The 23,302-nt window shown below is 44.8% G+C and carries 19 protein-coding genes and 2 pseudogenes; 7 read left to right on the top strand and 14 right to left on the bottom strand.

What is annotated here, in order from left to right; all coding sequences use genetic code 11:
- Positions 1-133 precede the first annotated feature (133 nt).
- The 3 genes and pseudogenes from RBH91_RS22050 to RBH91_RS22055 all read left to right on the top strand — a co-directional run.
- A complete protein-coding gene (locus RBH91_RS22050) occupies positions 134-1,105 on the top strand; it encodes an iron-hydroxamate ABC transporter substrate-binding protein (RefSeq protein WP_307892970.1) in 972 nt (323 codons plus the stop codon).
- Positions 1,106-1,715: 610 nt separating this feature from the next.
- Positions 1,716-2,030 (top strand): annotated as a pseudogene (locus RBH91_RS22755) (AraC family transcriptional regulator); the annotation flags it as partial.
- A pseudogene (locus RBH91_RS22055) lies at positions 2,028-2,202 on the top strand (IS1595 family transposase); the annotation flags it as partial. The pseudogenes RBH91_RS22755 and RBH91_RS22055, both read left to right, overlap by 3 nt.
- On the opposite strand, the gene RBH91_RS22060 reads toward RBH91_RS22055, so the two are convergent.
- The gene (locus RBH91_RS22060) at positions 2,199-2,771 is read right to left on the bottom strand and encodes a DUF6434 domain-containing protein (protein WP_307892971.1); all 573 of its coding nucleotides are present in this window, start codon (positions 2,769-2,771) and stop codon (positions 2,199-2,201) included. The pseudogene RBH91_RS22055 and the gene RBH91_RS22060 overlap by 4 nt on opposite strands.
- 185 nt (positions 2,772-2,956) lie before the next feature.
- Between RBH91_RS22060 and RBH91_RS22065 the strand changes: the two genes are divergently transcribed.
- Positions 2,957-3,331 carry a VOC family protein gene (locus tag RBH91_RS22065; RefSeq protein WP_307892972.1) on the top strand — a complete coding sequence of 125 codons (375 nt, stop codon included), beginning with the start codon at positions 2,957-2,959 and terminating at the stop codon, positions 3,329-3,331.
- 15 nt (positions 3,332-3,346) lie between these two features.
- Here RBH91_RS22065 and RBH91_RS22070 read toward each other — a convergent pair whose 3' ends face one another.
- From RBH91_RS22070 to RBH91_RS22105, 8 genes are all read right to left on the bottom strand, one after another.
- Positions 3,347-3,505: a FeoB-associated Cys-rich membrane protein gene (locus RBH91_RS22070; protein ID WP_076760267.1), complete on the bottom strand. Its 159-nt coding sequence runs from the start codon at positions 3,503-3,505 to the stop codon at positions 3,347-3,349.
- Between the two features lie 16 nt (positions 3,506-3,521).
- Positions 3,522-5,534 carry a ferrous iron transport protein B gene (feoB, locus tag RBH91_RS22075; protein WP_307892973.1) on the bottom strand — a complete coding sequence of 671 codons (2,013 nt, stop codon included), beginning with the start codon at positions 5,532-5,534 and terminating at the stop codon, positions 3,522-3,524.
- On the bottom strand, positions 5,531-5,758 hold the full coding sequence (locus tag RBH91_RS22080) for a FeoA family protein (RefSeq protein ID WP_076760009.1): 228 nt from the start codon (positions 5,756-5,758) through the stop codon (positions 5,531-5,533). Before RBH91_RS22080 ends, feoB begins: the two co-directional genes overlap by 4 nt.
- Before the next feature lie 168 nt (positions 5,759-5,926).
- Entirely contained in the window at positions 5,927-7,012 is a 1,086-nt protein-coding gene (locus RBH91_RS22085; protein WP_307892974.1) for an acyltransferase family protein, read from the bottom strand.
- A 160-nt stretch (positions 7,013-7,172) separates the two neighbouring features.
- The gene (locus RBH91_RS22090; protein ID WP_307892975.1) at positions 7,173-9,056 is read right to left on the bottom strand and encodes an FtsX-like permease family protein; all 1,884 of its coding nucleotides are present in this window, start codon (positions 9,054-9,056) and stop codon (positions 7,173-7,175) included.
- On the bottom strand, positions 9,031-9,795 hold the full coding sequence (locus RBH91_RS22095) for an ABC transporter ATP-binding protein (protein ID WP_076760025.1): 765 nt from the start codon (positions 9,793-9,795) through the stop codon (positions 9,031-9,033). The genes RBH91_RS22090 and RBH91_RS22095 overlap by 26 nt, the downstream gene beginning before the upstream one ends.
- A 91-nt stretch (positions 9,796-9,886) precedes the next feature.
- Positions 9,887-10,894, bottom strand: a complete 1,008-nt coding sequence (locus RBH91_RS22100) for a sensor histidine kinase (RefSeq protein ID WP_076760028.1) — start codon at positions 10,892-10,894, stop codon at positions 9,887-9,889.
- Positions 10,891-11,598 carry a response regulator transcription factor gene (locus tag RBH91_RS22105; RefSeq protein WP_307892976.1) on the bottom strand — a complete coding sequence of 236 codons (708 nt, stop codon included), beginning with the start codon at positions 11,596-11,598 and terminating at the stop codon, positions 10,891-10,893. The genes RBH91_RS22100 and RBH91_RS22105 overlap by 4 nt, the downstream gene beginning before the upstream one ends.
- A gap of 185 nt (positions 11,599-11,783) precedes the next feature.
- On the opposite strand from RBH91_RS22105, the gene RBH91_RS22110 reads away from it, so the two are divergent.
- A complete protein-coding gene (locus RBH91_RS22110) occupies positions 11,784-12,149 on the top strand; it encodes a YxeA family protein (RefSeq protein WP_307892977.1) in 366 nt (121 codons plus the stop codon).
- Positions 12,150-12,210: 61 nt separating this feature from the next.
- Here the strand turns inward: RBH91_RS22110 and RBH91_RS22115 are convergent, their stop codons facing one another.
- A complete protein-coding gene (locus RBH91_RS22115; RefSeq protein ID WP_307892978.1) occupies positions 12,211-13,896 on the bottom strand; it encodes a methyl-accepting chemotaxis protein in 1,686 nt (561 codons plus the stop codon).
- 235 nt (positions 13,897-14,131) lie between these two features.
- Positions 14,132-15,559 (bottom strand): alanine/glycine:cation symporter family protein, encoded by a 1,428-nt coding sequence (locus tag RBH91_RS22120; protein WP_192855966.1) that lies wholly within the window; start codon positions 15,557-15,559, stop codon positions 14,132-14,134.
- A 316-nt stretch (positions 15,560-15,875) separates the two neighbouring features.
- Between RBH91_RS22120 and ald the strand changes: the two genes are divergently transcribed.
- Positions 15,876-17,006 (top strand): alanine dehydrogenase, encoded by a 1,131-nt coding sequence (gene ald / locus RBH91_RS22125; RefSeq protein WP_307892979.1) that lies wholly within the window; start codon positions 15,876-15,878, stop codon positions 17,004-17,006.
- 154 nt (positions 17,007-17,160) lie between these two features.
- Positions 17,161-18,666 (top strand): alpha/beta hydrolase family protein, encoded by a 1,506-nt coding sequence (locus RBH91_RS22130; RefSeq protein WP_307894829.1) that lies wholly within the window; start codon positions 17,161-17,163, stop codon positions 18,664-18,666.
- Between the two features lie 46 nt (positions 18,667-18,712).
- Here RBH91_RS22130 and RBH91_RS22135 read toward each other — a convergent pair whose 3' ends face one another.
- The 3 genes from RBH91_RS22135 to RBH91_RS22145 are packed head-to-tail and all read right to left on the bottom strand — an operon-like array spanning position 18,713 to position 23,022.
- The gene (locus tag RBH91_RS22135) at positions 18,713-20,767 is read right to left on the bottom strand and encodes a CocE/NonD family hydrolase (protein WP_307892980.1); all 2,055 of its coding nucleotides are present in this window, start codon (positions 20,765-20,767) and stop codon (positions 18,713-18,715) included.
- Positions 20,768-20,782: 15 nt separating this feature from the next.
- A complete protein-coding gene (locus RBH91_RS22140; RefSeq protein ID WP_307892981.1) occupies positions 20,783-21,475 on the bottom strand; it encodes a TetR family transcriptional regulator in 693 nt (230 codons plus the stop codon).
- A 5-nt stretch (positions 21,476-21,480) separates the two neighbouring features.
- Positions 21,481-23,022 (bottom strand): BCCT family transporter, encoded by a 1,542-nt coding sequence (locus RBH91_RS22145; RefSeq protein WP_307892982.1) that lies wholly within the window; start codon positions 23,020-23,022, stop codon positions 21,481-21,483.
- Positions 23,023-23,302 lie beyond the last annotated feature (280 nt).

Below are 23,302 nucleotides of genomic sequence, written 5' to 3' on the forward strand. Positions count from 1 at the left end.
TCCAATACAACAATAATCATACAAAGAAAAAAAGTGATAGACGAATGAGGACTTTTTCTGCTATATTTACATTGATAATGCGAATCATTATCAATTGAAAAGTTAGTATGCTTTCTATAATCAGGAGGGTCAAGTGAAAAAGAACTTATTTATTATAGGATGGGTTATGCTGTTATGTTTAGTGGTCAGTGCATGCGGCAGTGCGACGCAATCAAGTGATAATGGAAGCAATGAAAAAGCCGGCGAAGATGCGACAAGAACCTATAAATCGACGCGCGGAGATGTCGAAATTCCCGCACATCCAAAGCGTATCGTCACTGACTTCTATGCGGGTGAATTGTTTTCGGTCGGTGCAAACGTAGTCGGCTCAGGCTCATGGTCTTTCACCAATCCGTTTTTGAAGGATCAGATGAAAGATATAACCGATTTAGGCGACCCGATCAACGTCGAAAAGGTCATGAAACTGAAGCCTGATTTAATCGTCGTCATGAAAGATGACAATTACGACAAGCTGTCTAAAATCGCGCCAACCGTTGTTGTTCCTTATAACACGGCGAAAAACATTCAGGAAACGGTGAAGATGTTCGGCGATATTGCAGGCGCCAAAGAAGAAGCCGATCAATTCCTTGCTGACTTTGAAGAAAAATCAAAAGCCGCCCAGAAAAAAATCGCCAAAGCGGTCGACAAAAATGCCACATTCGGCATTTATGAAAACACAGATAAAGGAAAGCTTTGGGTGTTCAATGACAACGGCGGCCGCGGCGGACAAGCCGTTTATAACGCACTCGGCTTAAAAGCGCCTGAAAAGATTGAAAAAGACATCATCAGAACAGGCGAAATGAAAGAAATTTCTCTGGAAGTCTTGCCCGAGTATACTGCCGATTATATGTTCGTCACAGATTATAACCCGAACGGTGACAGCAAAACACTCGACAAGCTGAAAGAGTCTTCCATTTGGAAAAACCTTGACGCCGTCAAAAACAACCGTGTCTTCATCAATGATTTTGACACGTTCTATCCGTACGACCCGATCTCTGTCAGCAAGCAAGTTGATTTGATTACGGAGATGCTGGTGAAACGTGAGAAGGAGATTCAGAAAAAATAGAGGCTGGAATCTTGATTTCCGGCCTTTTTTAATGTTTTCTTGCCTGCATGTTTGATCGTTTCACAGCAAAATTGAAGGTGAAGAAGAAAGGAATGAAGAATAGGATAAACATCAATATTTGAAACAATAACTCCTTTAAATGAAAAGGATATGAAATGTCTTGAAACAGAAAAGATAATGCCCTCCAAACGATAAAGGCTGGCAGCACCGTCTTTAAGCGAAGCACCATATTCCTTAATATCCTTTACTCGCCATTCTAAAAGAATAATAGCCGCTTCCGATCATCAATAGAAATCATCAGAATGGTACTCGGTATTTCATATGCATAGGAGTGAAAGAAGAACCACAAATCCCATTTTTTGCTCCAGCTGAGCCGTTCTCTCTTCTTTCATCATTTCCCCTCTTTTCTTACAGTATTTTGAGCCTGTTCATTTCCACTGTTTTCCATTTATTCCGAATAGAAATATATGAACAATAAATACAGGTGAAAACAAATGATATCATTATAACCAGCATGAGATATCAGCTTGACTCCGCTTCAATAAAAATTCCCTCTGCCTCCGTTCCACGTGAAACAAGATTACTTTTTCAGGAGAAATGAAAATGGAAGGCACAAAGCAAACAATATTGGTGGGAAGGCGACGGACAGCTTTCGATTAAAACATTTTCAAACGGAAAGGCGTTTTATCGGACACATAACGGTTTTTTTGCAGTTGAAGAAGATCGATTTCTGCTTCTTAATAAAGGGCATTATACGATTTCGATCGAAGAACAAACCAAAGTCGAGTCTTTCTGTATCTTTTTTAAAGACGGTTTTGCAGGTGAGGTGAAGCATTCTTTGATTGAATCCGCCGATCAGCTTCTTTCAGACCCATACAACAGTCAACCTTCTTTCCACTTCTATGAAAAAACATATCCAAGTAACCGTATAGCCGCTAAAGGATGGATGGAACGCTTTCCAACTAAATACTTGGACAACTTTTCGTTGGCTTGAATTAGGCAAACAAATAGCATTTGATGAACGAGTCAAACAAATGCTTGTTTCTGCCTGTCGAAAGTCAAATCACACCACAGTAGAAATGTTGAGAAGTGCTTAACTAATATTAGACGTATATTTATTGCTTCCAGGAAGTTTCTTGATTTCATTCCAGGCTTCAATCGCTTCTTCACGACTTTTTCCTTGATTTTTCGGGTCAGCAAAAAAGTCACGTATGAATTGATTATATTCAAATTGAGGTGCAATGTTTTTCTTGTACGAAGGGTCTTTCTTTCGTTCTTCTTCCTCATACCAAGCATCCACTACATCACGATATGTTTTTCCGACATTGTTTTTAAAATAGTTTTGGATATAGGTGGAAAAATGAAATTTTGGGATAACTGACTTAAAAAATGCTCTTACATTTTGGCTACAACGATGGTTTTTTGTAATAACTGTATCAAGACTTAAATCTACTTGAGGTTGCATCTTCTTATTCGCTTTAGATTTTCTGGTAGGTTTTTTTATCTCCCCTGTCCGAAGAAATGTTTCAACCCTATTGGAAATCTCTATTTTAGAACCAGAAGCACTTATTCCATTTTCTCTACAAAAGGATTGTAATTCTTCCTTTAACCAGTAGTAATCTTTAAAACTTTCTACACTTATATCTTTAGTTAGACTAGGTCTCATAAATTAAACCTCCATATTTAACTATCCCTATTATAGAACAATTGTTCTTATAAAGCGAAATATAACTATAATCAAAAACAACAAAGTTTACGAAAACAGCCTTCGGAAAAAAGTGATATTGGATAAGAAATGCTAAAGAAAAATGGATATGATGAAGTTAAAGACAAGCAAGGGAGAGATGGTCGATGAGAATCCAAAAGGTTGGACAAATCGGGGTGCCTGTTCAAGATTTGGACCGGGCGGCGAGATTTTATCAAGATGTATTGAGCCTGTCCCTTTTATTTCGGACAGACGGCATGGCTTTCTTTGAATGCATTGGACTTCGCCTTCTGCTAAGCCTTCCGGAAAAAGACGAATTTGCCCACTCCAGTTCTATCATCTATTTTCAAGTTGAAGATTTGGCAGGATCATATGAAAAATTGACGGGTAAAGGCGTCTCCTTCCTCGGTAAGCCGCATATTGTGGCCAAAATGGAGCAAACGGAAACGTGGATGGCATTTTTTAAAGATACCGAAGAAAATACCCACGCTTTGATGAGTGAAGTGTTAATATCAAAATGAAAACAGCTGATCACTTCAGCTGTTTTTCATTTTCCCATCATCACAAGCGGATGGACAGGAACGATTCAATTCACAGGCGGCGCATTTACCTTTCCGGCTTCTTTTAACAAGCTTAAAAAGCGTCCATGCCGCATATCCGAAGATAAGCGCCCCGATCGTAATATTAAAAAGCATGCTGCCACATCCTTCCTTATGAAAATCCAAGCAGTCTGCCGCCCTGATAAATCAGGAACGCGATGGCATAAGCAATCACCAAGCCGTAAGCAATGGACAAGAACATCCATTTTTTCGAGTTCGTTTCTTTTTTAATCACGGCTACTGTCGCCAAGCAAGGAACATATAAAAGAACAAAAGCCATGAATCCATAAGCGGCCAGCGGTGTAAATTGTTGTGCCATCATGCCTTGCAGCTGGGCTTCAGGCACAAAATAGATAATGCTCATTGAGGCGACGACGACTTCTTTTGCAAGAAAGCCCGTTAACAGCGACGCGGCTGCCTGCCATGTACCAAACCCCAGCGGCATCAGCAATGGAGCAAGCACACCGCCAATCATCGCCAAAAAGCTGTCATCCATCTCAACACCCGTTCCGCCCGGTCCCGTATAGGATAAGAGCCAAATGAGGACAGACCCGCCAAAAATATAGGTCCCGGCTTTGCGGACGAATCCTTTTCCTTTTTCCCATGTCGAGCGCCATAATGTGCGGGCTTGAGGCAAACGGTACGGCGGCAGCTCGATGACAAAGAATGATGTTTCTTCTTTCAGCTTTGACGATGATAAAAATTTGGCCAGCGCCAATGCCGCCGCGATTCCAAGAACATATAAGGAAAGAACGACTAAAGCCTGATGCGCCGCAAAAAAGGCCCCTGCAAACAAAGCGTAGACCGGCAGTCTTGCCGAGCAAGACATAAAAGGTGTCAGCATAATCGTCAGCAGCCTTTCCTTTGGCTGTTCAACGGTTCTGGCTGCCATGACGCCGGGGACATTGCATCCAAAACCGATGATTAACGGAATAAATGCTTTACCATTTAAACCGATCGCCTCCATCAGACGATCCATCACCATCGCGACCCGCGCCATATAGCCGGAATCTTCAAGCAGTGATATAAAGAAAAATAAAATAAAAATCTGCGGCACAAATACTAAAACACCGCCCACACCGGCAATGATGCCATCGAGAATCAACGCTTCGATAAACGGGCTGGCTCCCATCGCGGTCAATCCTGAAGCCGTCCACTCCGTCAAGGGGCCGCCGATAAATCCGTCAAGCGCATCAGACAACGGAACGCCGAGCCAGTCAAATGTCAGCATAAACATGAGATACATAAATGCCAGAAATATCGGAATTCCCAGTACTTTATGCGTCACAACGGCATCAACACGCTCAGTTAACGTCTGCTTGCGATCTTGTGGAAATTGAACAGAAGACGATGCCACATCATCGATGTACTGTTCCCTGACATTGTAAATATGCTGATGCAGAGATTTCGCTATGTTTTCTCGGATGAGGCGTTCTTCAGCCGTCTGGCAAATCTCTTGTAATCTTGCTTGCTCAACCGTTGATTCCAGCTGTTCCTTCATTTTTGAGTTGCCTTCTAAATATTGAAGGGCCATCCAGCGCTTTTGTACGCCGGGACGATCCGGTATGATGGAGGCCAGCTCGCTTATCGCCTGCTCCAATATGCTGCCATAGTCCATCCTCAACGGCTTTTGCCGTTTCTCTTTCTGTGATAACAGATGACGGCTGAGTTCATCACACCCTTTGCCGCTGCGGGCTACAATGGGGATGACGGAAACGCCCAGTGCTTCCGACATGGCCTCGTGGTCAATGAAAATGCCGCGCTGCTTGGCCACATCTGTCATATTTAATCCGATCGTCAGCGGATGTCCGAATTCAAGCAGCTGCACCGTTAAATGAAGATTCCGCTTTAACTGTGAAGCATCTACGATATTTAACACTTCTGTAAACGATTCTTTTAATAAAAAATCGGTGACAACCCCTTCATCACGCGATAGAGGACTCAATGTATAAACCCCCGGCAGGTCGATCATCATTCCTTGTTTATGGCGGAGCATGCCCACTTTTTTCTCTACGGTTACACCGCTCCAGTTTCCCACATATTCATAGGAGCCTGTTAACGCATTAAATAATGAGGTTTTTCCCGTATTCGGATTTCCGAAAAGTGCAATTTCCTGGCGGGTCATAGCTTTTCAATCCTTATTTGTTTCGCATCATGCAGCCGTATACTGACGCACTGCCCGCCTGTTTCAAACATGCACGGACCGCCAAACGGCAGCTTTCGCTTCACACAAATTTCCGCGTCCTCTTTCATGCCGAGATGAATGAGCCTCCGCTGTACCAATTCATTCACTTCTGAAAAATCTATGATTTTTGCTTTCTCTTTTTGTCTTAAATCTGCTAAAACCATCGTCGATGCCTCCACATCTGAAAATGAGAATCGTTATCATACTATGATTATAGGTAACAAGTCACCTTTTAATAGAACTGACATGTGTCAAAATGAGAACAATTTAAACAAAAAAGCGAAACATCAGGCCGGGATTTCCGCCGAGCTGATGTTTCGCTTTCGTCTATTTTAGCCTGCATGGTGGTGGGCTTTTGGCTCTGGTCTCTTCTGCTTCGGCTGATAAATTTTCCCGACAAACATATAGCCGTATTTAAGCTTATTGGCGGCCCAAGAAACGACAATCGCACCGCCCGTACAAACGAAGAAAAGCAGCACAACGGCCGGCACTGTACTGATGCTGTCGATATCGCTTAATATGACCATTCCGATAATCAGAAAGAAAGCATGCAGCAAATAAATAGAGAAAGAATAGTTGCTGATAAACATGATCAGTTTTGGAACGGACTTCAGCTTGGAAAACAGATGGAAGCATAAGAAAATGATGCTTGTCGAGTAAAACAAGATATCCGGCCGTTTGGAAGAAATCGCTAGACTTTGGCTGAAGTAGGATATCGCAACAATAGAGACGGCCGACACGATAGCGGCTGCATAAACCTTATAGCGGTGCTTATCCAATAGCGCCAAAAAGCGCTTATAGTCTTTCCCGCAATAATATGCCAAACAAAAATAGAAAAGCCAGCCGGGAAACGGCACCCACGAAAATGGAAACGGCGCCTGCTCATGTACGACGGGCGGATTCACAAACGTAAAATAGCTTAAATAAGCGGCTGTGACCAGAAAAGATATGGAAAGCACCCATTTTGGCGATGCTTTTTGCAAAAAAGAATGGAAGCACATATGCAAGAGATAAAACTGAAAGATCACGAGGATAAAATAGCCGATGAAATTCCCCAAAAAAATGTTGGCCAACAGCTTGTTTAAAATAGCGGCTGCATGAAACTGCTGCATCATCAGGCCTGCCGTTAAAAAGGCATCCAGAACAGCAATAAATAGAAAAGGTATGAATATCGTTTTCAATCTCTTTTTCAAAAAGCCTTCCGGAACACCGCCGGAGTATGCGTGTGCCAGCAAAAATTCGGAAATAAAAATAAACGCCGGGGTGCTGAACATCAGGAGGGTCCGGAAAGACTCAATCACGCGAACCGCATCACCAAGCAATTCCCCCCGTATGACAAGGACCATGGATATCGCATGAAGTAAAACAACGCTCAAGCAGGAGATACAGCGAATCACGAAAATTTCTTTCACTTGCACAACTACCACTCCTCTTTCGAATTTGAAATAATTTCAAATTAACATAATCATCCAAATAGAGGAAGAGGCAAAGTACTTAGGTATGTTTATGCATTTTCCACTTGCGGCCTGTTTGAATCAACACTATAAAAAAAGATTAGACGGCTGTCTAATCTTTCGGCTAAATCGCCGCTTTAATCTGTTTTGTATAGTAGAAACGAACAATGAAAAAGTAGAACAACTGGATCGAAAAGAATATGCCGAGCACCATTGCAGATTCCTTAAAAAGGTCATACTGAAACGCATGTGACAATGCCGTCAGCGCCACCGCTCCATGAACGAGGGCGACAAGGATCGGTGCAAAGAAAAGAAGCCCGATTTGTCTGCTCAGTACTTTTTTCAGTTCACGGTCTGTCAAGCCCATCTTGGCAATTGATTGGAATTTCTGCTTATCATCTTCCAAATCAGCATATAGGCGAAAATACAGAAAGCTTCCTGCTGATACGAAAAAGACGACTCCGATAAATAATCCTATGAATAAAATGGGGCCGTATCCCCTATTGAGGTTATAAACTTCATAATCTACAGCAAAGAACTGAAAAGGCTCGAGTTTTTCTGTCAGCTTTTCTCCGGCTTCAATTACATGCTTATCATTTTTGTCTTGAGCCTGCCATGCATAGAACCATGTTTCGATTTTTGGTTTTTTCAGCTGTTCATAGTCGCTGTCTGTCACAACATAATAAAAGCCTGTTTCAGGCAATGCTTTTGATTGGATGACTTGATCAGCATGAATTTTCTTGCCTGATGCAAGGGTGATCGGCTGCTTGAGCAGCTCTTTTCCTTCGCGGTCCGTTCGTCCGTCAAAATCGACTGCTGCGGCTTTTCCTTCAGCAAGCTTGATTTTCTCCGCACCGATCAAAGCGGCGAACCGGTTATAATCCGATTGTTTGGCAATCAGCTCATTCTCGCCGTTGATGTCGAAATACTTGAGTACCGTTTCGGCTTTTTCAGTTTTAATGTTTTTTTCTTTCAATGTTTCATTAATGAAAGCTACATCTTTTTCGGTGTTTTTGTTATCTTCCCCAGAGCTATAAGTGAATGTATGGGGATTCATATTTTTTGTCCCGCCGGTCAAAAGCGTTTGAAAACCGTATAAAGTCCCGATCGCGCTGAACGCTACGGTAGATATGATCGCCACCATAAAAAACGTACGGGCATTGTCTTTCATTCGGTAAGAAAGGTCGGAAAATAATATCATATTCGTTTTTCGCCAAAACAGGTTTTTCCGTTTTTTGAGCCGGCGAATGACATAAACACTTAGTTGCGTAAACAGCAAATATGTTCCGAGAATGACGACAATTGTCACCGGCAGCATCGCTATAAAAACGCCGTTTCCCTTTGCAGACAATGCAGCATAATAGCCTGATGCAAGCAATACAGCCGCAAGCAGCGTCAGCAGGATGGACGCCTTCGGCTCTCCTTTTGATTTCTTATTCCCTTTTAACAAATTGATCAGCTTCTCACTGCGAAGCACAAACGAAACGAGGAAAGATATAAATAAGAACAGAGCAGTAAAAGAAACAAATGTCACGGCCATCGCCATCAGCGGAAAATAAAAATCGAGCTTATTTCCAATAATCAGGACATTTTCGGCGGCAAGCAAAATCAATTTCGCAAATACCAATCCAAGCACAATGCCTCCGATCGTCGCGAAAAACCCGATCACCATATTTTCAAGAAACACCATCATGCGGATTTGGCGCATGGACATTCCCTGGATCATTAATACGCCGAATTCTTTTTTTCTTGATTGAAGGAACGAACTCATCGAGTACAATACAAAGAAGAAAGAAAAGACAAAGATAATGCCCCCGGCCACATAAAGGCCCCCGTTGGCTTTCTGCCCATAACCGGAACTAAAGGAATCACCGCCCAAAGCCGGATGGAAAGCAAAAATCGCAAATGTAAAAAACACCATCACTGTAAACAAACTGCTGAGAAAATAAGCGGCATAAAGCCTTTTATTGCGAATGACGTTATTAAACGCGAACTGACGAAAGGTCATTTGCATTCCCTCCCAACAATGAAAGTGTGTCGAGAATCTTTTGGAAAAAGGCCTGGCGATTATCGCCGCGGTTTATTTCCGAATACAGCTTTCCATCTTTAATAAAGACGACCCGATTGCAGTAGCTTGCAGCCTGAGGATCGTGCGTGACAAGCATCATCGTCGTCTTCTCGCTCCGGTTGATCGATTCAAGCATTTCCATGACGTCTTTTGATGACTTTGAATCGAGGTTTCCCGTCGGTTCGTCGGCAAGCAAAAGCTTAGGCGCATGAATCATTGCTCTAGCCACAGCGGCTCGCTGTGCCTGCCCCCCTGATATCTCGAATGTGCGTTTTTTCATGATTTGCGTAATCCCGAGTTTCTCGGCTAAATCCTGCGCTCTCCGCTTCATTTCCCTGACCTTTTCTCCATCAAGCGTCAAAGGCAGAACGATGTTTTCTTCAACCGTTAATGTAGGCAAAAGATTAAAGTCCTGAAACACAAATCCCAATTCTCTTCTTCGAAACTTGGCCAATTTTTCTTTTTTAAGCAAATGCGGATTTTCTCCGTTGATCAGAATTTCCCCAGTAGTCGGTTCATCAATGGTTGCAATCATATTTAAAAGGGTCGTTTTTCCGCTTCCGGAAGGACCCATGATTCCGACAAATTCACCTTTATCAATTGTTAAGTTAATATCCGTTAATGCGCGGTATGCAATTTTACCTTCATAGATTTTACTTGCTTGTTTGACATGAAGCATCACAAGATCTCCTTTCATATTTCACTTTCGATCTGTGATCAGTTTACCTAAATATCCGGAATATTAACTATCGATTCTTCTTTCACTTTCATTACATCGATGTAAGGTTTTGCGTCGCTGTGAAAATCAATCTGACTGTCGTGCCCTTCCCTTCCTCCGAATCGAGTTCGATTCGATGGCCGAGATGATCAGCCGCCGCTTTTGTCAAATAAAGGCCCATACCCGTTGATTCTCTGAACCTGCGGCCGTTCTCTCCTGTAAAAAACGGATCGAAAATGCGCTTTTGGTCGATATCCGGGATGCCTGCACCGAAATCCTGCACTTCCAAAACTGCTTCACCCTCTTTTTCATAAAGGGAAATCATGATGGTATTGCTTTTTCCCGCTGAATATTTCACAGCATTGTTTATAAGCTGTGAAAGCATGAAAAACAGCCACTTTTCGTCTGTTTCCACGATAATGCCATTCTGTTGTTCCTCGAATTTAGGATATACCTGGCTGCGAATGTAAAAGCGCTTGTTCTCCTGATTGACCTCATGAACAATGTCCGCCAAAACGACCGGTTTGACGCGAAAATCCTGTTCGATCGTGCGGAGTCGAGCCATATAGAGAATGGTATTCAGCCCGGTTTTGATCCGCTCCGTCTCCTCACGGATGCTGGATGATTCCGGTTCATCCAAGTTTTGAGCTGTCAGCTCAATCACGGACAGCGGCGTTTTCATCTGGTGAACCCATTGATCCATAAAGGTCAGATGTTCTTTTTTTCCGCTCTCCAGCGCTTTTAGTTCATGCCGATAATGCCTGTACTGACTTTTCAGCAGCTGTTCAAGCGCTTCAGACAGAGGGGACTGGGGCTGATTCGTTTTTAGAAAGGTGTCATCCAGTGACACCAGCCGGCTGTTGATGCGCTGATAGAACTTGCGGCGTGTATAGTAATGGTAGAAAAGGTAGCATCCGAGAAGGAAAAAACCGAGAAAAACGGCATACAAAGCAGGCCTGATGTGCCTGTACCCATCAAGCCAGTAGATCAGCAGCATCGTGAAAAACTGCAGCGCCTGAACGGCTATCAACAGATAGTGCTCTCTAAAAAAAAGCTTCATTCCTCTCCCGCCTTCACCCAGGATACATTCAGGCGATAGCCGGCGCCTCTGACAGTTTCCACCGCATCTTCGATACCCAGCTCCTGAAATTTTTTTCTGACGCGGGTAATGTTGACATTCAGCGTATTTTCGTCAACATATGCCTGGTCATCCCACAGCTTTGCAAGCAAGTCTTCGCGGCCTGAAATCCGCGGATGGCGTTCCATTAAGCTTTCTATAATATCGGCTTCTTTTTTCGTTAAAGCCGCCACCTTGCCGCCGAAAGTCAATTCAAGCCTTTCCGGGTACAGCCGAAGTCCATTTTTTTCAAGCAGGCGCTCCTCGGCCTTTGCCGCATATTCTCCGTAAGCGCGGCGAAGCTGGCTGCGGATTTTCGCCATGACAATCTCAGAGTGAAACGGCTTCGTAATAAAGTCGTCCCCGCCGTTTTCCAATGCCATGACTTGATCCATTTCCCCCGTTCGCGCTGAAATAAACAGGACAGGGCAAATCGATTCCTGCCGTATTTGCCGGCACCAATAATAGCCGTCAAAGCTTGGCAGGTTGATATCAAGCAGCACAAGATCAGGCTGTTCGCTCCTGAATTCATCCATGACATGGTCAAAATCTTCGACCACGCTTACTTGATACCCGTATTTTACGATGTGGGATCTTAATAAATCCGCAATTTTCGGGTCGTCTTCTACTATCATGATTTTTTGCATTTTCCGTCTCTCCTTCGTTTGGATATATTATGACATGAAGCAAGCAGATACACAAAACCCCTTGGCCGGCCAACCTTACAATCATGTAAGTGTACTGTAATATGAATCAATATCTTCTTTCAGTCCTTTTTTATAAAATGATGCCAGATGACTGATGAACTAAACCGAAAGAGGAGAAAGATACAATGAGAAAGCCGAAAATGGGACTTATTGCGGCGGTTCTTATCGCTGTTGCCGCAGTATTTGCATTGCAAAAGCTGACAGGAGGGCTTGTACCGCTGGCCGATGAAGTGATCCAAAGCTTTCAACAGTCTGAAGCATACTACGTCAAAACCACAGACAATGCCGAAATGTTAGGCAATGGCAAATACAGTTATACACTCACCGGATATGATGCAAGCGGAAAGAAGCAGCAAATCAAAACAGAAATAGACAAAAAACTGCACCCCGGCGCTTTCATTAAGATTTATGCTGCCGGAGCCAAGGGAAAAGGCTGGGTTGAAGTAACAAAAGAAGAGGTTCCTGAAGGTGCTCTGGCGAAAATGGAATGATTTAGCTTGAAGTCAAATAAAACCCCATCGTCATGATGGGGCTTTAAACGCAGATGATCAATTAATATTTAAAGCGATTGATAATGGTTTGAAGTTCTTCTGCCAGCTGAGACAATGATTCTGCTGCATATGAGATTTCTTCCATTGAAGCCAGCTGCTCCTGTGTCGAGGAAGCGACCGCTTGTGTACTTGCTGATGTTTCCTTTGTTCCAACATCCAATGTATGAATGGCGTTTTGAACCATTTCTACACCTGATGTAAGCTGCTGAGTGGATGCTGCCACTTCTTGTATTTGAGTAGCAACCTGTTCCACCAGATTCAGAATCTCATTGAAATTCCCGGTTGTCTCTTGTGAAAGAGCGATCCCAGAGCTTACATTCTCTTGAACAACCTTTATGTTATTGACCGTTTCAACCGATTCATTTTGGATGGTCGATACCAATGATTGAATGTGATTGGCAGATTGATTCGTTTCATCCGCCAATTTCCGAACCTCTTCCGCTACTACTGCGAACCCTTTTCCTTGCTCCCCAGCTCTGGCCGCTTCAATCGCCGCATTCAGCGCCAACAAATTCGTCTGCTCTGAAATATCTGTGATAAGCGAAGAAATATCGCTGATCTCCGCAGTGCTGGACACCAATGCCTGCAGACCATTCCCGGCGGAATCGACAGATTTATCAATGAAATTCATTTGGTCCAGCATTTTATGAACGGACTTAGACCCTATTTCGGCTTTGTCTCTCATCGAAGAAGAAAGATCTGCTATGCTGCCTGTGTTTGAAGCAACAGATGATAAACGTTCCAATAACTCATTAATGGATTGTGAGCTTTGTTCTGTCATCGAGCTTTGCTCCGTATTGCTGTCGGCAATCGTCTGCATCTCGTTGGAAATATGTTCAGAAGTTGATTTCGATTCTTCCGCGCTTGCCGACAATTCTTCTGAAGATGCGGCGACTTGTTCAGACGAGCTGCTAATCTGCTTTACAATTTGCGACAATGAATGAACAAAAGCGTTGAAAGACTGCGCCAGCTGTCCAAACTCGTCTTTATTTTTGACGATGACTTTTTTGGTTAAATCGGCCTCTCCATGAGCAATTTCCTCAAGCTGCTTATTAAGGCTTCTGAGCGGCACCATAATGGACTTTAACAGCAATAGGCTTAACATAATCCCTAAAACGGCGGAAACGCCTGTGACGGTGATGATGAACCATTCACTCATCTTTCCGTTGTCGCGGATTTCCGCTTTTAGACCCTCCACCTCTTGGTCCAGGCTTTTGACCAGCTTATTGACAGACGGATCCAAGACGTCTTTTCTTAATGTTCTTTCATCTCCGAAGTGGATGGTTTCAGCTTTTTCCGGGCTTGTTGCATATGCCTGCAATACTTGTTGATTTAAATCCCAATACTTCGTGAAACTTTCTTTAATTTCTTTAACATTCGATTGATATTTCTCATCATGAATCAGGTCATTGACTCGGTCGAGGCTCTTCAGGACATCGTCAGCTTTCTCCTCCATCCCCTCGCCATAGTCTTTGTCGCCGGTAATAATAAAACCTCTTTCATCATTCGATAAACCCGCCAACCGATATTGAATGTGCTTAATCTCTTTTTGAAATTCCATTTTGTCTTTAAGCACTTCATTCTTTTTTACAGTAGAAGTAATCATAAAAACAGAGGAGCCTCCGATTCCAACGATTGAAACGACTAAAATTGAAATAATCCCTAGCAATTTCGTTTTCACTTTCATTATGGTTATCCTTTCTGATCTATGTCATCTATGAAACAAAGCATGTCCAAGCAAATGTCTGCGATGTGCAATTACAAAATGCTTACTGCCATTAATATCGACATATTTCGTCAATTTTTTTAGGTTGATTGGTTTGGAAATGATGGTATAAGCCAAGAAGTTTTATAGAGAAAAGTTTAGATGAAGACGAGATGAGGAACCAAAAAGGCCCTGCCTGCCAGCAGAGCCCTGTGATTTATTGGTCGGTTGGTTGATTTATTGAACCTGCCGCTTTGGAATTTTTATAGAAATGATGAAAATAATCGTTTGTCTCCGCTACGATGACTTTCCACAAAAGAAGAAGCGCAACTAAGTTGGGAATCATCATCAGCGCATTGGCCATATCGGCAAACGCCCATACGGTTACAAGATTGGCAACCGTTCCTATTCCGCAAGCCATAATATAGACGAGGCGATAGCCTGCAATTCCTTTAGATCCGGCCAGATACTCAAAACATTTTTCTCCGTATACATACCAGCCGACAATCGTAGAAAAGCCAAAGAAGATAACGGAAAGCGCCACGATATATTCACCGGCTGCACCAAGAACAGAGCCAAAAGCTGCACTTGTCAATGCCCCGCCCTCCAGAGCGGCGTCATGCGGCACACCTGAAATCAATCCGCCGGACGGGTCCCAGAATCCCGTAATGATAAGGGTTAAACCGGTCATCGTACAAACGACAATCGTTACAATAAATGTACCAGTCATCGCCACAAGGGCTTGTTTAACCGGATGATCAGCACGGGCATTGCCTGCGATTAATGCCGCTGTCCCAAGACCTGCTTCATTTGAAAAAATGCCGCGGGAAACCCCGTTGCGAATGGCCTCAGAGACGACAATTCCAAGAAAACCGCCGGCTGCCGCTACAGGGTGGAAAGCATAATTGAAAATCAGCTCAAAAGCGGGGATGATCATATCGTAATTTAAAATGAGGATCAAGACCGCCCCGCCCATGTACAAGAAAGCCATGATCGGCACAAAGAAACTGGCAACGGTGCTGATCCGCTGGATGCCGCCGAAAATAATCACACTGACAAGGATGACTAAAATCAAGCCTGTCACCCAATTGTCCATGCCAAAACTGTTCTTTGTCACATCGGCAATCGTATTGGACTGTACACTGTTGCCTATCCCTAACGCGGCAAAGGCGCCAAACAGGGCAAAGGCGATCGCAAGCCCTTTAAATCTGCGGCCGAGCCCGCGTTCGATATAATACATCGGCCCGCTTGAATATTCGCCCCTGTCATTTTTCACCCGGTACTTCACAGCAAGCAATGCTTCCCCATACTTCGTAGCCATCCCTAGTAAACCAACAATCCACATCCAAAAAATTGAACCTGGGCCGCCGAGCGTCAAGGCAGTTGCGACACCGGCGATGTTGCCGTTTCCAATGGTTGCAGCGAGCGCGGTCATAAGGGCTTTAAAGTGGCTCACATCCCCTTCAGCGGCTGCATCCTTGCTATCTTCTTTCCCAAACCCAATCTTAAACGCATAGATCAGGCGGCGAAATTGCAATCCTTTTAAAACAATCGTTAAAAATAAGCCTGTCCCAAATAATAAAATTAAACTGGGCGGCCCCCATAATACCTTATTAATCTTGCCTAGTATCTCTAAGATATCCACACGACTCACTCCTGACAAAGATAACGCTTTCATAGCTGCAAGAGATATTCTATCATAACGAAAAAAACTTATGTTTGTGAAACAACACAAAATGTAAGCGCTTTCCTTTGTTTTTTTAACAAACCTATTTTGGGAAGAAAAATTTTTTTAATATACAAATAAACCTTTCATACTTTCAATCTCCTTCAATGTTCACTAATTTGTTAAATTTCACAAAAAAGCGCTTACATTTTTAATTTTACACACGATGTCGTTCTTTGTTCGGAGATTTATACTAGCGATAGAATCACATTTACTTGTTTAGGGGGACGACAACATGATCATTGGTATTCCTAAGGAAATCAAAAATAACGAGAATCGCGTAGCCATTACTCCAGCGGGTGTAGTGGCGCTGACAAAGAGCGGCCATCAAATCTTAATTGAACAAGGCGCCGGAATCGGAAGCGGCTTTGAAGATGCCGACTACACGACAGCCGGAGCGACAATTATTCCTGACGCCAAAGATGTATGGGCAAAAGCGGAGATGGTCATGAAGGTTAAAGAACCGATCAGCTCTGAATACAGCTACTTCCGCAAAGGGTTAATCTTATTTACGTACCTGCACTTAGCTGCCGAGCCGAAGCTTGCCAAAGCGCTCTCCGACAGCGGTGTCACTGCAATTGCTTATGAAACGGTCGAAGTCAGCCGGACGCTGCCGCTGCTGACTCCGATGAGTGAAGTGGCAGGCCGCATGGCATCGCAGATCGGCGCACAGTTCCTTGAAAAATCAAAAGGCGGGAAAGGTATTCTTTTATCTGGCGTACCAGGTGTGAAACGCGGCAAAGTGACGATCATCGGCGGCGGTGTGGTCGGTACAAACGCAGCTAAAATCGCCGTCGGTCTTGGCGCTGACGTCACACTTATTGACCTGAGCGCAGAGCGTCTGCGCCAGCTTGATGACATGTTCGGCAAAGACATTCAAACGCTGATGTCCAATCCGCTCAACATTGCGGAATCTGTAAAAGAATCAGACCTTGTGATCGGCGCCGTCTTAATCCCCGGAGCAAAAGCGCCTAAGCTTGTAACAGAAGACATGATCAAGTCCATGTCGCCAGGCTCAGTCGTCGTTGACGTAGCGATTGACCAAGGCGGCATTATCGAAACAGTTGATCATATCACTACACATGATAACCCGACATATACGAAACACGGTGTTGTCCACTATGCCGTAGCCAATATGCCTGGCGCCGTTCCGCGGACATCAACGATCGGATTAACAAACGTCACCATTCCTTATGCCATGCAAATCGCAAACAAAGGCGTCGAAAAAGCGGTTGCCGATAATCAAGCCCTGGCTCGCGGAGTCAACGTTGCAAACGGCAGCATCACATATGAGGCAGTAGCCCGTGACCTCGGATATGAATACGAAACTGTAGAGAATGCACTTCGCAAAGTAACGGCTGTATAATCCCAGCCCTCTCTGTCTATTGACGGAGGGGGTTTTTTCTGTTTTAAGTGACAAAATTGTCACCGGGATGTAAGGAAAATCGATAGCTCAGAAGCGGCCGGACAAGTTAAGGTGACATTACAGAATGATCGACTTGAAAGAGGGGGAATTGATCCTGAGACTGTTTGAGCTGCTGCTGTTGATATCGAATATAGGATTGTTGGGATTAACCGTTTTGCTGAAAAAAGAACGACGCAGGGTTCCGATCTTCATTGCAAGCGGAATTACCCTGCTTGTGCTGGCCATTCATTGGAAAGTCGAGGGTTTAAGGGTGCAATTGCTTTTCCCTTACGTACTGACGATCTTGTTTCTGGCCGGATCAATTTATGGCTGTTTTAAAAAGACTGCTTTTCGACATATCCCCCGTTTCATATTGGGACTGGCTTATACCGTGAGCGCCGTCATGCTGACGCTGACGGCATGCCTCATGTATGCATTTCCTGTGTTTCAGCTGCCGGAACCGACGGGAGAACACAAAGTGGGAACACAGATTTTTCATTTCGTCGATACAGGCAGAGATGAGATTTTTGATGAGAAAAAAAAGGGAAAAAGAGAATTAATGGTTCAAATCTGGTATCCTGCAAAACATGCAAATGGACAGCCCGCCCCTTTTATAGAAGAGGGTCCTGTGCTGAAGGAAGAACCGCTCTCCAAAACCCTAGGCTTTCCGTCTATTGTCATGAACTACCTAAAATACATTCCGAGCCATTCCTATGGAGGAGCAGAGGTTTCCACTAAAAGCCGTTCTTATCCACTCATTATCTTAAACCACGGCTACAAGTCATCGCGGATCTATCATGCTTCACAAGCAGAAAACCTTGCTAGTCATGGCTATATCGTCGCCTCAATCGACCATACATACAGTGCATTTGCCACCGTATTTCCTGATGGGAGAACAGCTACGATGAAAACAGATGAGTATTTGATCGCTGAAAAAGACTACCGTAATATGGTAGGAAAAGTTTGGACAGACGATATCGCATTCGTTCTCGATCAGTTTGAGCTTATCAATTCCGGGCAAATTCGCACCCAGTTTAAAGGAAGACTCGATTTGGATCATATCGGTGTATTCGGCCATTCCTTCGGCGGGGCCGCCTCGTACGATGCTTCTTATGACGGCAGAATCACGGCGGGAATTGATCTTGACGGCGGTCTGTACCGCTACCATAATCGTCCTGGCACGACAAAGCCATTTATGTTTATTTTCTCTGAAAGCACATTTGACCGCTTCAATAAAGTCAGACAGCATCACGTCTATACTGATGAAGAATTAAAAACAATGGGAGCAACGAGAGAAGAAATCAAAAAGGAGACTAAAGACGCCGAAGCCGAGATCGCACATTTTAGATATGCAGCCAGCCGGGGCAGCCGCATTCTATATGTCAAAGACATGGAGCACTACAACTTTGCCGATGTACAGTTTCTCACTCCGATTCTCCGGCATATCGGGCTGACAGGTCAAATCGATCCATCAAGAGCCGCATCCATCATCAACGCCTATACTTTAAGCTTTTTTGACAAGCATTTAAAAAACAAAGGCGGACGGCTGCTTGAAGGGCCAGATGAAAAGTTCCCTGAAGTGAAGTTTGTGGATTATCTGTTTGACGAGAGAAAGAAATAAAAAAGATGCCCAGGCGTTGTCTGGGCATCAGAGGGTGGGGACCGAGCTATACATGATCTCTTTCAATACTTGTCTCCCAAGTTTTCGTAAAGACTTGTTCATCGCCTTCATAGGCAGTCAGCGTATTCAGCAGATAAAAATTCTTTTCATCACACCACATCTCACTGACCGTTTCCAGCTTTGTTTTCCAGATTTCTCCTCTGCCTACGGTCAGCTCCCACTCACAGCGGTTGCGGGCTGACAGCGGGTCGTTTTCTTTAATCGTCCACGTATTTTTGTTCCAGCTTCCATATTGAAGGCCGTTATCCGGCAGGCGGCGCTCTCCTTCATCTGAGAAATCGGCCAATATCCATACTCCGCTGATCGGATCATGAATCACTTCACGTGTGCGCTTCTCCTTGCGAATGACTTCGCGATCCATGACAGGCGCTGTTTCAGGCGCCTCGAACCGGCCGCAGTTTTCATCCTCCGGCTGCGGCTTTCTTACCGGCAGTTCAATTCGTGTTTTCTCTCCTGGAAAAAGTGTCAAACTGACCGGTTTGGGCGAAGGCCAGGCAGACGGCCAATAAGTCGGCGACACAGCCACTTCAAGCCGATGGCCTTTCGGTATTTGCTGGCCAAGTGAATCCAGCTGGACGTTTACAGCGTATTTTTTCCCAGGTACAAGCTTTTCAGGATGTTCGTGGGAATTTCGATGCGTCAAATTGAGCATTCCCCAGCTGATCAAAGTCGATTCTCCACTCGGCGCCTTGTCCATCAATCTGACCGCAATAAGAGCATCCTCTTGATCTGCAGAAAGTTCTGCGCGGAAAATCGGGTGCCCCAACAGCTCAAGCGATTCCTCCAATGGCTCTGATGTAAACACAACCGCTTTTCCATTTTCTAAGCGCTGATCGGCAGGCAAGTCGCCGGGCTGTCCGAACGGGCAGAACACGCCTGAATAAAATCCGTGCTCCTGTACACTTGGAACGAGGATGGACGGAGCGTCCGTCACTTGATCGGTTAATTTCGCACTTGAAAGCCAAAGCGGCTTGTGCTTGACATTCGGAGACGGCCACGCGGGATCTTCCACCCATTTTCCAGGGCGTTCATCATATGATACAGCGGGAAGCTCGCTGTTTTGAATCCATGAGATCAGCTTCGGCTCATCCATCATTCCGGTATCTTCACCTTTCAGCCATTGATCCCACCAGCGCAGACATTCCTGCAAAAAACCGATGGCAGGCTCAGGCGCCGCCACTTCGGGATACTCATGCGCCCATGGTCCAACCAAGCCTTTGCTTTCTTTAGGAAGATGCTCAAGCAGACGAAAAACTGAATCTGTATAGCCGTCCTGCCAGCCGCTGACAGCAAAGACGGGAATCTCAATGTCTGAGTAATCTTCACAGACTGAGCCATGCTTCCAATATTCATCACGGCGCTGATGGCGAAGCCATTCCTCAACAAATGGCGGCGTTCTTTCAAGACGCTCAAGCCAATTCTCCTTCCAGCTGACGCCCACGACATCAGGGTCCTGAGGCCGGGCATTGTATGCAAACATCGTCGATGCCCACCAAAGCATATCTGACGCCAAAACATTGCCGCCCCGATAATGAACATCGTCCGCATAGCGGTCATCCGTTGAGCAAAGGGTAATGATCGCTTTCAAGGCAGGATGCTTTCGGGCTGCTACTTGCAGACTGTTGAAGCCGCCCCATGATTTGCCGATCATCCCGACCGCTCCGGTTGACCACGGCTGTTTCTCAATCCAGCTCAATACATCAAGCGCATCGTCCTGCTCCTGCTTGGCATATTCATCTTTCAAATATCCGTCAGAGTCTCCGGAACCGCGGATGTCCACACGGATGCTTGCATAGCCGTGCCCCGCAAAATAGGGGTGGCGGATGGAATCCCGAATGGCTGTAAAATCATTTTTCCGGTATGGAATATACTCCAATACGACTGGCACCGGGTATTTGTCCGCATCCTCGGGAAGCCAGATCGTCGCCGACAGCTTCGCCCCGTCAGACATCGGAATCCACACGTTTTCTCTTTTCTCAATATCCCGCGGGTAATCGGTTTTCACCATACGTTTCGGAGAATCTTTGACGTTAAAAACCACTTCACTCATCCTTTCCTATATATCAAACTCGATTTCATTCCTCCGTTTTGCATCGACTGCATTCATTACGCATTCCTTTACGAATTGCACAGTCCGCTTGACGGCCTCATCTTTTGTATAAGCGCGCCTATGGTTCATGTACGTGTTCATCATGCCTTTCCAAATCATCAACGTCATGTCTGCGAGCATATCGACATCCTTTTCTTTGATGAACCCTTCTTCGACAGCCCCTTGAATGTACAAGGCGCTCCGCTTTGAAAAGTTGTGCTCCATGAGAATCGACTGAACTTGCTCAGGCAAATCTGTCAGCTCATCTTTGTAAATGGCATAATATTCGTTCATCAGCTCTTGAGGCTGCGTCCCCAAATTGTCCATGAAGATGACCGAATAAATGTCCGGCTGGGTGAAAGAGTGTTTACAAAAGCACTCCCATGAATAAAGCCACTTTTCCACAGTATTCCGCCCTAAAGCCATATACTCGGGCAGCTCACTCACATAATCAGATGTAAACCGCATAGCTGCAAAGAATTTCAAGTGAGAAAGATCTTTAAAATAGTTGTACGCTGTGGATGCGGTAAAACCGGCGCGGTCCGCAATTTTGCGAATCGTTATCTGATCGATCCCTTCCTCATTGATGAGCTCTGTCGCTGCATCGAGAAAATACCTCCACATCCGCGCACGCTGAATATCTTTTCTCCCTCTGTTCATTTAGATTAAGCACTCCTTTGTTCTCTGTCTGTCTCGTATATATGTTTTTGTTCATTATGCTTCAACCACTTTACCAAAGAAACAGCCATCAGAACATACATGAATAAAACAGGTACAGAGACGAGCACAGAAGTGGTCTGCACCACATTGAGACCGCCGGTCATCGTCAGGCTGATCGCAAGCGCCGACAGAACGATTCCCCACATTAACCGATGCCAGCGGGCCGGTTCGGTATTCGGACCAAGCTCTTTTGTCGCGACACTTGCAATCACATAGCTTGCAGAATCAAGCGAAGTTGCCAAAAAGATGAATCCCAAAATAATGAAAAAAGTTGAAACGACAACAGGCAAAGGCAGCGAATGTAATACAGCCACAATCACACTCGGGTCTCCAGATTGCGCCTGGATATCCGTTAGATTCAGCTTTCCTGTGAGCTGCAGGCTCATTCCATAGCCGCCGAACACCGCAAAATAGAGCCAGCTTCCGACAGTTCCCCATAACAGAACATGAAACACAAGCTCTCTGATCGTACGCCCTTTTGAAATCCGTGCGATAAAAATCCCGATAAACGGCGCAGTCGCCGCAAACCAAGCCCAATAAAACACCGTCCACGCCTGCGGAAACCCGCTTTTGCTAATCGGATCGGTATATAAACTCATTTTCATAAAGTCGTCCAGCATCACCCCTAAGCTGTTGGTGAAGTAGGACAAAATAAACAGCGTCGGCCCCGCAATGATAACAAACAGAGCCAGTCCGAGAGCCATATAGACGTTCCAGTCGCTGAGCCTGCGAATTCCTTTATACAGGCCGAAATACGCGCTGAAACTGAAAATAAACGTCCAAATGATAATAATGGCAATATTCAAGCCAAGCGACGGCTCCACGCCAAACAAACTGCCGATCACAGCTGAAATCATCGGTACGCCGAGACCGAGTGATGTCGCAAGTCCGCCGATCATACTCCAAATCACCAATACATCAATCGCTTTTCCTGCAAAGCCATCCGCGTGTTTTCCAAGCACACCTCGACAGGCAGAACTGATTTTCAACGACGGATTCTTCAGTACATAGAAGCTGTATGCCATTACAACCGCAGGCAAGGCATAAAGCGCCCAAGCAGAAATCCCCCAGTGAAACAATCCATAGCTGACTGCATATTCTGCAGCCCCATTCGACTCAGCTTTAAGTCCAAACGGCGGTGATGTGTAATAATACAACGGCTCTACAATCGACCAAAACATAATGCTGGTCCCCATACTCGCCGTAAACAGCATACCTCCCCAACTGAACTTGGAAAACTCCGGCCGATCATTTGCGCCGCCAAGCTTCACCCGGCCGTAGCGCCCGAGCATCAGCCACAGCAAAATCATAAACAGACCGATCGTCAAAAATTCAAATGCCCAATCCAGTCGATTTGTAATACCACTCAGCATCCCTTCCAAAACCGGACCCGCCGACTCCCGAAAAATGACCAGCAGCACCGTAACGGCCACCACCAAAATTAGCGATGGAAACAATATTGATTTTTCAACTTTTGAATGGTTCATGTGATTTGCATTCCTCCAGTATGATGTTTTCGCTCTCCTTCTCCTTTCACTAAAACATGAACACGATCATTATATGAACATGTTCATGATTTCAGTAAATTCATCGTAACATAAGGGGAGTGCCGGGTGTCAAATCGACGCAATCAAAATAGTAAAAGGGTATATTATACATTTTCATCAGCCGGCTGGGACGCTAAAGCCGGGTGCCGGCCTTGTTCGACAAGCTGAATTTGTTTATTGCGCAAAGAAAAAAGCCATAGTACACTTGGATTAACTTAAT

This window comes from Bacillus swezeyi, from assembly GCF_030908325.1.
Classification (GTDB): domain Bacteria; phylum Bacillota; class Bacilli; order Bacillales; family Bacillaceae; genus Bacillus; species Bacillus swezeyi.